Below are 12982 nucleotides of genomic sequence, written 5' to 3' on the forward strand. Positions count from 1 at the left end.
TCAAACGTTGGGGGCGGTGTGTGCCGTGGAGAGGTGCAAGGCCTGCGGCATGCGCGGCGGCGTGATGGTCTGCACGTAGCTGGTGAGCCCGCAGCGCGCCGCCTTGCGCGCCAGCTCGCAGGCGGGCACTGCGTGTGCCGCTTCGCTGGTGTCGGTGAACACATGCAGATGCGTCACTTCACGCGGCCACCGGAAATGCGCGAGTGCTGCAGCGTCTGCAACCGCCCACACCGGTATGCGCAGGGCAGCCGCAAAGCGCAGCGCGGACACGACACCAACGGCCACACCCAGCACCACACCATCGGCCTGGACCAGCGGGGCCGACAGGCGCACAGCCGCACCCTTGATATGCCCATCCGTGCCCGTGGCCTTGATGAACGAAGGCACCGGGGCGGGCGTGCCGCGTGCGGTCAGATAGAAGCGCTGCAGGGCCACGGTATGGCGCACGGCAGGCTTGAACAGGCCCTGCGGATGCACGTCGATTTCCAGCACCGCGAGCAGCGCGGGAAAGGTGCCAATGCATGCGGCGCGGCCCTGGCTGTCGGTGTGCCAGTAGTCGAGCGCCGGATGCAGCCGCAGCGCATCGGGCGATGTGCTGGTGATGCCCTGGCGCTGCAAATAGCGGTCTGCAGCATCGCCCGATGCAATGGCCTGTGCCTCGCTCCACAACTGGGCGATGCGCTGGCGGTTCTGTTCGTAGGCGTGCTGGAGGTTGTGGCGAACGGGCGCGTTCATGACACCCTCCGCACGCTCAGCAAACGCAGATATCCAAAGCGGTCAAACGCTGCGGATTCAATGGCCACATGGGATGCGGCCTGCTGGGTGTAGCGGTGGAATGCGCCCGCCCCGTCAATGCACTTGATGAGGTAGGTCTTCATTGCAGGGTCTCCCGCGCCGCCAGCGCTGCGCGCAGGTTGGCAATCGTCACCTCCAGGTCATCGACCCGGCGGCTGATTTCGCTGTTGACCATGCGCAGCAGGGCGCCGAGCTGGTCGCGCGAGGCCGTCACGTTCTGGCTGTCTTGCGCGCCGTACGGCGTTACAAGGGCCTCGACAGCGGCAAAGCCTTGCAGGGCGGTGCGCAGTTCGGCCGCGTTGTCTTGCGCGTCAATTACGAGAGACGAGGCGGGGCGATAGGAGGAAGAAGAAAAGTCCTGCGCGCATGCGGCGGCAGAGGGCGCGTTTGCGCCCGTGGGGATACGGTCAGCCATGGGAGGCCTCCAAGCGAGTTCGGTTTGCAAAAACCGTCGCTACCGAGACCAATCGGTGGCGGCGGCTCGAACAGGTTGGTCTACCGGGAACCCGCTTGCGCGAACCGGCGAGCCTTGCGGCTCCCTGCCCGAGCCGCCAAAAAATGGAGGCACGAACGAACAAGCCGCAGAGACTCTGCGGAAGAGGCTGCGGCTTGCGTCGCAGCGGGTTACACGGGAGACCAATCCCGATTACGCCTTTTTGTGACGTAACGCCCGAAGTATAGCGACGCGTGGTGGGTTTGGTGGATTCTGGTGGGTGTTTGGAGGCGAACTGGCGCGGCAAGTTCGCGGCGTGTGCGGTATTGCACGGATGGCAAACAGGCTGGCCAGGGCTGCAGGAGCTGGGGGTGATGGTCATGGGAATCAAGGGCAAAAGGGACAAACAGGGTTCTTCGGGCGTAGGTCGGGCCGCAGAGCCGCAAAACGGCTCCGCACGGTGGTGCTTTGGGGTGGGGGTGGACCTACGGCGCCAGGGCGGCCGCGTGGGTCTCGGTGGCGTCGGTATCAGCGCCCGGGCGGTCGGCTTCTGCCGGAGGCAGGCGGTCGCACTGGGCCATGGGGTGGCGGGCCATCTGTTCCATCACGTCACGGCGCCGGACGTGCGGGCTCAAGGGCAGCAGGATCGCCGGGTCGGGCGTGGCCGAGGGGGACAGCGTGCGGTTGATCTCGGTGGCGGCCGCGAAGGTGTGGCCACAGGCGGCGTTCTTGCAGACCAGGAACAGCTCGCGCAGCAAAGGGGTGACTTCCACGCTGTTGCGCACGTTCGCCCAGCTCTTGCAGTGGGGGCAGCGCATTCTCATGGGCGGCTCCGTTTGGTAACGGAGGAGCGCTGGGCCTTGGACTTGGGCGCCTGTGACGGTTCGACGGGCGTGGCTGCCGCAGGGCGGTCAGCGATCCATGCATCGATATCGGACTCACGCCAGGCCACCGCATGGGCTGTCAGGTTCACGGCGGCCGGGAAGGACTTGGCCTGAATGCCTGCATAGATGCTGCTGCGGCCTAGGCCCGTCATGTGCTTCACATCCGCCAGGCGAAGCAGGCGGTCGCGGTAGGGGCGCAGCGGCTGGGCTGCGGTGTCTTGGGCGTCTCGGATGTCTGTGGATGAGTACATGGCTCTATGGTCATGTACGGATGGCTACGGACAAACGAGTGCTGCATGTGTGTGCGCTCTACACATGCTGAAGTTGGGCGAAGTGGGCGGCTTGGGCGCCGAAAAGCGGACTTCGAGCCGGTCGGGGGCCCGCCGCGTGGTGGGTTTGAGGGGGTTATTTTTGGACGATGGCGCGCAGAGAAATCGCGCGGCCGGTCAGGTCTGGGGGCACAAACCGGCGCGGCTGGGGGCACAACCGGCGGCCGGTTGGTGGGTTCGGTGGGTTTCGTGGGTTTGTTTCCGGCCAAACGCGCACGGCGAATTCTCCAGGGGCGGCGTTTTGGCTGCTCAGGCGTGGGGGCACAAACCGGCGTGGCTGGGGGCATCTGGCGGCCGCACTGGGGGCACAACCGGCCGCCGCGCGGTGGGTTCGGTGGATTTGATGGGTCTGTTTTGGCCCACTAGCGTGCGGAAAACCGCCCCGGGGCCGCCCTCAGCTATGGGGCATCTGGCCCTTGCGTGGGGGCATAAAAGAAATGTGCCCCCATTTTTGAAAAATGTGCCCCCAAATGTGCCCCCAATTTGCGCGGATGGGGGTGGATGGGCCTGGACGGGTGCGGACAGCTAAGATGCTGATTTCAAAGGGGAAATAAAAAAATCCGGAAGAGTTTGGACTCTTGCGGATTGGTCGATGGTCCCCTCGACAGGAATCGAACCTGTATCTAGCGCTTAGGAGGCACTCGTTCTATCCATTGAACTACGAGGAGGCAAGACAGCCGCGCATTGTAGTGGGCACACGCACGCTCTCTGGCGTGCGCAGCCTCAGTCGTACTTCACCGTGTAGATGATGTCCACCGCGCTTTTTTCGCCGGTCTGGCCGCGCAGGGTGAGGCGGCGCGAGAGGTCGTAGAAGATGTACAGCGTGCCCAGCGTGCCCGACAGGCTGCGTTCGTAGGTGATGTACAGGTCTTTGGACAGGCGTTTGCCAAAGGTGAGGGCGGCAGCCATGGCGTCTTCGCCCGCGCCGGGGCCTTTCACGCCGACTTCATCGAGGCCGACGCGGCTGGCCAAATTGGCCGTGCCGCTGCCGCCCTTGCGGCCCAGCAGGGCCAGGGCGGCTTGTTGCAGCACGGCGGCTTCGGCGCCACCACCGGCGGCGCTGCGGCCCAGCACCACCCATGAGAGTTTTTCGGCGTCGGGCAGATCGGGGTCGGCGTAGAGCTTCACACGCGGTGCCTGCGCGCTGCCCGTGACCTGCACGCCCGCGCGCACGCTGATGTTGGGCCGCAGCGCCAGGATGTCGAGCGAGGGGTTGTTGTAGGGGCCGTTGAAGCGGATCAGGCCCGTCTCCACGTCCAGCATCTGGCCCCAGGCGCGGTAGCGGCCCTGGTCGGTGCGCACTTCGCCCGTCACACGCGGCGGGGCGCCGGGCACGGCGTTGCTGCTGATGTTCACCTCGCCGGTCAGTCGGGTGGTGATGCCGTGGCCGTGCAGCGCAAAGTCGTTGCCTAGGTTGACGGTGATGGCGATGTCGGGGGGCTTGGCGGCCTCGACCTGGCTCGCCGCCTGGTTGGCCTTGGCGGCGGCCTGGGCCTTGGCCTGGTCAGCGCGGTCCTTGGCGGCCGAGCGCACCACCACGTCCGAGCCCAGGCTGGGGGCGGACTCGTCGGGCAGGATGATGGTGGCGCGGTCGGTGGTGAGCTTGCCGCGCAGGCTGATCTGGCCCTGCTGCAGCTGGGCTTGCAACTGGCCCGACACGCTGACCTGGCGGTCGGCGCGCACCATCACCTGCAAGGTGCGGGCTTCGGCCTGCAGTGCCATGGTGATGCCGGACATGCCCGATGCAGCCGGGGGCGCCTCGCTGGTGGCGCCCCAGGTGATGCGGCCTTTGCCGGTGAGCGTGCCACCGTCTTGCGATGCCGCCGTGCGGTTGCCGCTGTAGCCCGCAATGCGTGCGCTGCTGCCGTGCCCGCCTTGCAGGCTGAACTCGGTGATGTCGAGCTGGTTGCCGCGCAGCGTGGCGCGAAGGCGCCCGCCCTGCAGGTCTACACCATCCACCACTGAGCGCACGGCCATGTCATCGGCCCCGAGCGTGCCCGCCCACTGGGGCGCGTTGCGGGTGCCCGACAGCGTGGCACTGGCGTCGAGCGTGCCGCGCACCCGCCAGCCCGGCGGGGCCAGCGCCGACCACACACCCACATCGGGCAGACGCGCGCGCAGGGTGCCCGCCAGCGGGGCATCGGCGGCCCAGGTGACGGCGGGGGGCGTTGTTGCGGTGGGGTGAGTGGCCTGGGCGCCCGCGCCGGCCTGGCTGCGGCGGGCTGCGGTGGCGATAGCGATGCGGGTGGTTACGCTTGCGTCGATGTCGCCCGCGCGTTCACTGGCCCAGACGAGGCGCGCGCGCAGGTTGTCGCCTTCCAGTTGCACCGACAGCTCGGCCTGGCGGACGCCCGCAGGGGTGCCTCGGGCCGTTGCGGTAGGGGGCGGCGGCGCGGATGCTGACGACGCAGGACGCGTGTTGGCGGTGCTGCTGCTGGCGGCGGCGGTTGTGTTGCCGGTAGCGTTCGCTGCGGTGGCTTTTGTGGCGTCTGCTGCGGTCGCGCCTTTGGGGGACGCTTCTGTGGCAATGACGGTCATGGCGCCTGCGCCCGTGCCCTGGCCGCTGCTCTGCACGGCAGTCACGGCGGTCATGTCGCCAGCCAGGATATTCAGATCGCCGCCCGCGCGCCGCAGGGTCGCGCTGGCACGCGGTGCCGTGGGGGTGGTGGTGTTGATGTCCCATTGCCCGTCCAGCACCAGCGTGGTGGCCAACCCCATGCGCTCAAGCAGCGGCTGCGCGGGGCGGCCTGCAGCCGCGCCCGTTTCGCCCAGGCCCAGCGCGTTGACCCAGGCCATGGGCAGGCCTTGCAGGGTGCCCTGGGTTTGCAGCTGGGGCAGGGCGTTACCGCCCACAACCAGCTGCGCGGGTTGCCAGCGCAGGGTGACGGTGCCCGGCAACGGGCCGGTCAGGCGGGCCTGGCCTGCAGAGGCCTGCCATGTCAAAGGCCCGGGCGTTTTGGCCGCGTGGTTGGATGCGGGTGCCCCGGTGGTGATCGTCACCGGCTCGGCCAGTTGCAGCGCCCACGGGCCGGGGCGTTGCGCGTCCTGCACCTGCAGCCGCAGCTCGTCGATTTGCGCCTGCCACTGGCCCGTGGTCGCCAGCCCGCCAGAGAGCCGCGCTTGCACGCTGGCGCGTTGGTCCAGGGGGGGCGGTTGGCGGGCTTCGGCACGCAGGGCCAGGGTCGCTTTGGCAAGGCTGCCCGCCAGCTCTGCCGTCACGCCGCGCAGCTCGATGGCCTGGGTGGCCTCGGTGGATTGGGTGGAGGGCCCGCCGGTGGCCGTGCCCTTGGTCGACGGTGGCAGGGTGACGCTCAACCGGGGGGCGTTGACCGTGGCCTGCAATTCAAAGGTGTCTTTGCCTGCGGGCAGGGTGCGGCCAGCGCGGGCTGCGTCCAGTTGGTCTGCGAGTGTTTGCCAGCCGCCCTTCCAGCGGGCGGTGAGTTGTGCCGCCCCCGTGGCGCCAGCGCCCCGCAGGGCGTTCTGGAGGGGCGAGCCGATACCGGGCAAGGCCGCCAGCCAGCGCTGCGCGCGCGCGGTGTCGCTCAACTGCAGTTGCAGGTTGCCCGCGCCACTGCGGGGGGCCATCTGCCCGTCGGCGCGGGCGGTGGCGCCTGGCACGGCGACGACCCATTGCCCTTGCGCGGATTGCACAGACTGCGCCCCCAGCGCAATGCGCAATGCAGTGGCCTCCACCCTTGCTTCGAGCGCGTCGAGCAGCAGGTGGTCGAGCTGCACGGTGCCACCGTTTTTTTCGCCCGCTGCGGTGGGCGCTGCCTGCCAGCTGCCCTGCGCCGTGAACTTGTCAATGCGCAGCGCTGCGGTGCGAGGGGTGGGTGTGCTGCGTGCAGCTGCAGCGCTCGTGGCAGCGCCGGTGGCGGCGCTAGCACGTGTGCTCGTGTGGCCCTTGGTGGCGCTTGCCTTCGCGTGGGTATGGGGCTGGGCGCGGACATCGGCGTTAAAACGCAACACATCGCCTTGCATTCTGGCGCTGATGCCGCCCGAGAGAGGCGCTGCGCCGAGTGCGGTATGCAGGCTGCCTGGGCGCAAGGCGTTGAGCCTGGCGTCACCTTCAAGGGCCCCGGTGGCGGGGGTGTAGTGGCCTTGCACGGTGGCGCTGCCGGTGCCAGCCTGGAGCGTGGCGTCGGGCACCGACCAGCGGGTGCCGTCGTAGCTGGCGTGGGCTTGCAGCGCAGAGACCGGCAGGCGCCCTTCATCCCACGGGCCGGGCAGGGTGTTGTGCAGATCGGCGTCGATGGCCCAGCCAGGGGGCGGGGCGGCAGCCGGTGATTTTGCGGGGGCGGGTGCGTTGGGCTGCGTGGTGGCTGCCGCCGGGGACGGGCCCGCCTTGACCGTGCCCTGCAGCAGCGTCATGGGCGCCTGGGGCCACAGCGCTGCGAGGTTGACAGCGTGCAGCGTGGCGGTGGCTGATACCAGGGGTTGTGGCACCCATGGGGCCAGGGTGGCTTGCATGCTTGCCTGCATGGGTTCGGTCGGGGCGGCGTCAGCAGTTTTCGCTTTGGCCGTGCCTGGTGCTGCCGCTGCCGCTGCGCCAGGCGTGCGTGGTGGCTGCAATGTCGATGGGGAATTAGCCAGCGGCTCCACCATGGGGCTCACCTGCGCCTGCGCCACCAATTGCGCTGCAGCCGTGGCCAGTGTGCCTTGCACCGTGGCGCGGGCACCGAGCTCGATCACGGTGCCGCTGCCGGGCACGGTGGTGTGCACGGTGCCATCCATTGCGGCGTCCAGCGCCATCGGCGCCTGGGCCTGCAACGTGGCGTGGGCGCTGTACACGCCTTGGGCCAGCTCAACGCTGTCCACCGTCAGGCGGTGTTGTGCGCCATCAAAGCGGTAGGCGCCCGCAAGCCCGTGGGCCAACACGGCGGGTGGCCCGGCCCACTCGATCTCGTCCACCCGAAACGGAACGCCGATCTGAAGGGGCAGCACCAGTTGGGTCGGTGGTGTGAGCGGCGCCGGGGGGGTGGCATCGGGTGTGGGTTGGGCTGTGATCTGCACCCGCGCGGCATGCACCTCGCCCAGTTCAAGGCGGCGCTGCAGCAGTGGAGCCAGTTGCCAGCCCAGGCGGATGTCCGTGATTTCGACGGCCATGCTCGGGCTGCTCCAGCGCAGCCAGCCGATGCGCCCGCCGCTGCGCAGCGAGCCAGAAACCTCGCGGCTTTCGAGTTGCTGGTCTACCGGCAAAAAAGGCGCCGCGCGCGTGAGCGCCGTGGCCAGCGATGAATGGCTGCCCGCCCACCACCAGGCAGCGCTGCCCGTCACCAGCAACAGCCCCACCAGCACCAGCAGCAGCCAGCCCAGTGCCCGCACGGCGCGGGGCGCGCGCCGTGGCGGTGGCCGTGGTGCGCTCGAAGACCCTGCGCTGAAATCGGCGCCCGCCACACGGGGCTTGGAGAATTTGCCGCGCATCAAAAGCTGAACCCCAAACGCAGATGAACGCGCACTTCCTTGGTTTTGATGCCATAGGCGAGATCAGCCTGCAGCGGCCCCACCGGGCTGCGCCAGCGCAAGCCAGCGCCCACGCCCATGCGCGGCGCCAGGTCGCCCACCTTGTCGGCGACCGCACCCGCGTCGATGAACAGCGTGCTTTCCCAATCGGTCATGGCGCCGTTGTAGACGATGGGGCGCTGCCATTCCACGCTGCCGACGGCCAGATAGCGGCCGCCATAGAGCAGGTCGTTGCTGGTGCGTGCACCGATGCTGCGGTAGCCGTAGCCGCGCACCGTGGTGTCGCCACCTGTCAAAAAGAGTTGCGTGACCGGGATTTGAGCGCCTTCACGTGCGAGCACCGCACCGGCGTCGGCCCGCAGTGCCACGCGGGCGTTGCGGCTGGTACCGGTGGCGTCCACCACCTGGCCCGCTGCGATGAACGACTGCCAGCGCACCAGGGTGCGTACAAACGGGTCGCGCTCGGGCCGCAGTGTGGTGCCCAGGCCCAGCTCCACGGCGATGCCGTGGCCCCGGGTGGGGGCCGTGGCGCTGTTGAAATAGCGGCCCGTCCAGCCGTAGTTGACGCTCACGGCGGTGCTGGAGACGGGGGCGTTGACCCCTTGGGTGTTGGCATCGTCGTATTGCAGGAAGTAATTGCGGTCGATGTTTTTGGTGCTCTTGCTGCGGCCCGCGCGCACGCGCGCGCTGTTGACGTCGTAGTCGCCCGTGGCTTCGCGTTGCAGTTGCCCGCCGGTGAACCAGCGCCAGCCGTTGTCGTTGGGCAGATCAGTCCATTCGGTGCTGGCGAGCTTGGTTTCGCGGTCGAGCGAAAGTTTGCTCACCGCGCGCCAGCCCAGGCCCGACATCTGGTTGTGGATGTGTTCCATCGACAGGCGTGCGCCGCTGTCGGTGGAGATGCCGGGGCCAAACACCAGCTTTTGCAGGGGCGCCTCACGCACCTGGGCCACCACGGGTGCGGCCTGGGCGGTGGCACTGTCGGTGTCGAGCGTGAGGAACACGGCGTCGTAGTAGCCGCTGCTGGCCAGGCGCAGTTGGGCATCCAGCATTTCAGCTTCGTCATACACCGCCCCGGTGGGCAGGCGCGCCAGGCGCCGCGCGCCGTCGGGGTCGTAGCGCTGGCTGCCTTCTACACGCAAGGCGCCAAACCGGTAGGGCGGGCCGGGGTCATACGTCACGCTGAGTTGCGCCTCGTGGGTGTCGGCGTCGATTTCTGCGCGGCTGTTGGTGATCTGCGCAGTGGGGTAGCGGTGGGCCTGCAACTGGCGCAGGCCGTCGGCTTTGGCGCTGTCCCATGCCGACTGCGTGAAGGGTTCGCCGGGTGTCAGCGACCAGTCGCGCTGTACACGCTGCACGCGGCGGGCCGCAGCCTTGGCGTCGACGGCGGATGGCTCTGCAAACGCAATGTCTGCTTTGGTGATGCGGGTCTGTGGCCCCGGCTGCACCGTGACGGTGACAGTGCGTGGTGCGAGCTTGCTGTCGGGCGTGTCGGTCAGTTCGACCGTGATGGTCGGGGCGAAATAGCCCAGGGTACCCAGCAGCTCGCGCGCATTGGCATCGGCCGCGCCCAGCAGGCGCTGCAATTCGCTCGATTGCAGGTCGGGCAGGTTGCGAAAGCGCTGCAGCTCCAGGTGGCGCTCCAGCGTCTCGCGCACCGCGTCGGGCGCGTGTACCACCACGGCAAAAGACGGTGCGGCAGATTCGGCGATGGCCGGGGCGTTCGCCGTGGTGTCCTTGTCTTTGCCAAGGGGCAGCAGGCTGCAGCCCTGCAGGCACAGCACGCTGCAAAACAGCAACGCCGACCATCGGGCCGGCGTTGGAGAGTGGGCGCCGGGGCGCAATACACACAGGGTCACAGCAAATGGAAGGGGAATGGGCAATAGGGGGAATATGGGGGCGAGGTCATTGTGGGACGCAAAGGCGCCCTCAGTGCCTTCATCCCGCCACTATGCCCCGAAAACTCCCGCGCCTTTGTAAGACAGTTTCGCGCAATCAAAACGCGCTCACGTTCGGCCCACGTGCAGTCCATGCTGGGGCGATCGCGACCTGGATCACGGCCTATTTTGACAGCAGCCGCATGGTCTCTTCGAGCCCCTTGAGCGACAGCGGGTACATGCGGTTGCCGATGAGCTGCTGGATGATGCTGATGCTCTGGCGGTACTGCCACACGCCTTGCGGCTCGGGGTTGATCCACGCAAACTTGGGGAAGGCGTGCGTGAGCCGCTGAATCCACTCGGCGCCGGGCTCCTCGTTGTTGTATTCCACGCTGCCGCCGGGCTGCAATATTTCGTACGGGCTCATGGTCGCGTCGCCCACAAAGATCAGTTTGTAGTCCTTGTTGTACTTGCGGATGATGTCCCAGGTGGGGAACTTCTCGGCAAAGCGGCGGCGGTTGTTCTTCCACATGAAGTCGTACACGCAGTTGTGGAAGTAATAAAACTCGAGGTGCTTGAACTCGCTCTTGACCGCGCTGAAGAGTTCTTCCACCCGCTGGATGTGTTCGTCCATGGTGCCGCCCACGTCCATCAGCAGCAGCACCTTCACGTTGTTGTGCCGCTCGGGCACCATCTTGATGTCGAGGTAGCCCGCGTTGGCCGCCGTGCTGCGGATGGTATCGGGCAGATCGAGTTCGAGCTCATGCCCTTCGCGCGCAAACTTGCGCAGGCGGCGCAGCGCGACCTTGATGTTGCGCGTGCCCAGCTCCTGCTGGTCGTCGTAGTCCTTGTAGGCGCGCTGCTCCCACACCTTCACGGCGCTCTTGTTCTTGCCCGCGCCACCAATGCGCACGCCCTGCGGGTTGTAGCCGCCGTGGCCGAACGGGCTGGTGCCGCCGGTGCCGATCCACTTGTTGCCGCCCTCGTGGCGTTCCTTCTGTTCTTCGAGCCGCTTCTTCAGCGTCTCCATCAGCTCGTCCCAGCCCATCTTCTCGATGGCTGCTTTTTGCTCGGGCGTGAGCTCGTTCTCCAGGATCTTGCGCAGCCAGTCGGCGGGGATCTCCTTGGTGAAGTCGGCCACCATTTCGACACCCTTGAAATAGGCGCCAAAGGCCCGGTCGAACTTGTCGTAGTGCTTCTCGTCCTTGACCAGCGTGAGGCGCGAGAGGTTGTAGAAGTCGTCCAGGCTCCATGCGTCATCCGACTTGGGGCCCACCACGCCGGCCTGCAACGCTTCAAGCAGCGTGAGGTATTCCTTGACCGACACCGGCAGTTTGGCCGTGCGCAGGGTGTAGAAGAAGTCAATCAGCATTGTTTTGGCCTCTAGCGCTTATCAGTAAAGCGCATGCTGCTCTAAAAGATATAGCAACTGGGCTCTGGCTTCTGGCCACTCGCCCGATCGCATGCTGTACATCACCGTGTCGCGAATGGTACCGTCGCGGCGCAGGGCGTGGCCGCGGATCACGCCATCTTTCTTGGCGCCCAGGCGCTCGATGGCGCGCTGCGACGCGAAGTTGTAGTTGTCGGTGCGCCAGCCCACCACATGGCAGCCCAGCGTGTCGAACGCGTGGCCCATCATCAACAGCTTGGAGGTGGTGTTGACGTGGGTGCGATGCACACTTTGGCGGTACCAGGTGTAGCCAATTTCCACGCGCTTCACGGCAGGCAGGATGTCGTGATAGCTGGTGGTGCCGAGCAGGGTGCCGGTGGCGTCATTCACCACCGCAAAGGCAAAGCGGTTGCCATCTGCGCGCATCTTGAGGGCTGCCTCGATATAGGCGCGGGTGTCATGGGGCTCGGGCACCGAAGTGATGCGCAGCTTCCACAGCTCGCCATCGGCGGCGGCGGCACGCAGGCCTTCTTCATGTTCGAGCGCCAGGGGCTCAAGGCGGATGCCGCGATCACGCAGGGTGACAGGTTCTACAAAGGCCATGGGGTGAACTCTCTTCATCAATCCTTGGTGGGCTTGCTGCGGCGGCTGTTTTGCCAGCGCCGTGCCACATGCAGGCCCAGGCCGCCGCCGATACCCACCAGTGCAATGCCGATCAGGCTGTCCGTGCCGTAGCCGGGCGCAAAGATGTCCAGGTCCAGCAGCTGGCCCAGCCAGAAGCCCAGCAAAGCGCCGCCCACAAAGCCCACGGCGTCTGACAGGCCGTGAACCAGAAGTTGGCGTGTATCGCTGTTGCCGTCACTCACTTAGCGATTCCTCTGGTTCATGAACACCAGCTTTTCAAACAGGCTCACGTCTTGCTCGTTTTTGAGCAATGCCCCCACCAGCGGTGGCACCGCCACCTTGTTGTCGCCGCTTTGCAGGGCCGCCAGCGGGATGTCTTCGGCCACCAGCAGCTTGAGCCAGTCAAGCAACTCGCTGGTCGATGGCTTCTTCTTCAGGCCGGGCAGGTTGCGCACGTCATAAAACGTCTTCATCGCCACGCCCAGCAGTTCGCTCTTGAGCGTGGGGAAGTGCACGTTGACGATCTGGCGCATCGTGTCGGCTTCGGGGAACTTGATGAAGTGGAAGAAGCAGCGGCGCAGAAAAGCGTCGGGCAGTTCCTTTTCGTTGTTCGACGTGATGAACACCAGCGGCCGGTGCTTGGCCTTGATGAGCTCGCGCGTTTCGTAGCAGTAGAACTCCATGCGGTCGATCTCGCGCAACAGGTCGTTCGGGAACTCGATATCCGCCTTGTCGATTTCGTCGATCAGCAGGGCCACGGGGCGGTCGGCTGTGAAGGCCTGCCAGAGCACGCCCTGAATGATGTAGTTGCGGATGTCCTTCACACGCTCGGCGCTGTCACCATCGTTGAGCTGGCTGTCGCGCAGGCGGCTCACCGCGTCGTATTCATACAAGCCCTGTTGCGCCTTGGTGGTGGACTTGATGTGCCACTGCAGCAGGGGCATGTTCAGGGCCTGGGCCACTTCTTCGGCCAGCATCGTCTTGCCCGTGCCGGGCTCGCCTTTGATGAGGAGCGGGCGTTGCAGCGTGATGGCTGCATTCACGGCCAGCATCAGGTCCTGGGTGGCAACGTAGTTCTGGGAGCCTTCAAATTTCATAAGGGAAAATCACCGGATCGTTGATGAATGGGCTTGACAGGCGCTGGCTATAATCGACAGCTGACCAGAGTCCAGAGCTGAACTTCCACGAGA

At 66.6% G+C, this 12982-nt stretch carries 12 protein-coding genes and 1 tRNA gene; all 13 read right to left on the reverse strand.

Annotated elements, in window-relative coordinates; all coding sequences use genetic code 11:
• Positions 1 to 735 carry a hypothetical protein gene (locus KI609_RS04875; RefSeq protein WP_226447684.1) on the reverse strand — a complete coding sequence of 245 codons (735 nt, stop codon included), beginning with the start codon at positions 733 to 735 and terminating at the stop codon, positions 1 to 3.
• On the reverse strand, positions 732 to 878 hold the full coding sequence (locus KI609_RS04880) for a hypothetical protein (protein WP_226447686.1): 147 nt from the start codon (positions 876 to 878) through the stop codon (positions 732 to 734). The genes KI609_RS04875 and KI609_RS04880 overlap by 4 nt, the downstream gene beginning before the upstream one ends.
• Entirely contained in the window at positions 875 to 1210 is a 336-nt protein-coding gene (locus KI609_RS04885; protein WP_226447688.1) for a hypothetical protein, read from the reverse strand. The genes KI609_RS04880 and KI609_RS04885 overlap by 4 nt, the downstream gene beginning before the upstream one ends.
• A 503-nt stretch (positions 1211 to 1713) precedes the next feature.
• Positions 1714 to 2052 (reverse strand): ogr/Delta-like zinc finger family protein, encoded by a 339-nt coding sequence (locus KI609_RS04890; RefSeq protein ID WP_226447690.1) that lies wholly within the window; start codon positions 2050 to 2052, stop codon positions 1714 to 1716.
• The gene (locus KI609_RS04895) at positions 2049 to 2363 is read right to left on the reverse strand and encodes a helix-turn-helix transcriptional regulator (protein WP_226447692.1); all 315 of its coding nucleotides are present in this window, start codon (positions 2361 to 2363) and stop codon (positions 2049 to 2051) included. Before KI609_RS04895 ends, KI609_RS04890 begins: the two co-directional genes overlap by 4 nt.
• Positions 2364 to 3034: 671 nt before the next feature.
• A tRNA-Arg gene (locus KI609_RS04900) sits at positions 3035 to 3109 on the reverse strand.
• Between the two features lie 55 nt (positions 3110 to 3164).
• Positions 3165 to 7352: a translocation/assembly module TamB domain-containing protein gene (locus tag KI609_RS04905; protein ID WP_413463417.1), complete on the reverse strand. Its 4188-nt coding sequence runs from the start codon at positions 7350 to 7352 to the stop codon at positions 3165 to 3167.
• Complete coding sequence (locus tag KI609_RS23005) at positions 7262 to 7603, reverse strand: hypothetical protein (protein ID WP_226450190.1); 342 nt, start codon at positions 7601 to 7603, stop codon at positions 7262 to 7264. The genes KI609_RS04905 and KI609_RS23005 overlap by 91 nt, the downstream gene beginning before the upstream one ends.
• A 261-nt stretch (positions 7604 to 7864) precedes the next feature.
• Positions 7865 to 9760, reverse strand: a complete 1896-nt coding sequence (locus tag KI609_RS04915; protein ID WP_226447695.1) for an autotransporter assembly complex protein TamA — start codon at positions 9758 to 9760, stop codon at positions 7865 to 7867.
• Between the two features lie 202 nt (positions 9761 to 9962).
• Positions 9963 to 11150, reverse strand: a complete 1188-nt coding sequence (locus KI609_RS04920; RefSeq protein ID WP_226447697.1) for a vWA domain-containing protein — start codon at positions 11148 to 11150, stop codon at positions 9963 to 9965.
• Positions 11151 to 11171: 21 nt separating this feature from the next.
• Complete coding sequence (locus KI609_RS04925) at positions 11172 to 11771, reverse strand: GNAT family N-acetyltransferase (RefSeq protein ID WP_226447699.1); 600 nt, start codon at positions 11769 to 11771, stop codon at positions 11172 to 11174.
• 17 nt (positions 11772 to 11788) lie between these two features.
• Positions 11789 to 12034, reverse strand: coding sequence for a hypothetical protein (locus KI609_RS04930; protein ID WP_226447701.1), 246 nt, complete (start codon positions 12032 to 12034; stop codon positions 11789 to 11791).
• Positions 12035 to 12889 carry an AAA family ATPase gene (locus KI609_RS04935; RefSeq protein ID WP_226447703.1) on the reverse strand — a complete coding sequence of 285 codons (855 nt, stop codon included), beginning with the start codon at positions 12887 to 12889 and terminating at the stop codon, positions 12035 to 12037. It abuts the gene before it with no gap.
• Positions 12890 to 12982 lie beyond the last annotated feature (93 nt).

Origin of the sequence: Acidovorax radicis (assembly GCF_020510705.1) — a bacterium.
Lineage (GTDB): Bacteria > Pseudomonadota > Gammaproteobacteria > Burkholderiales > Burkholderiaceae_C > Acidovorax > Acidovorax radicis_A.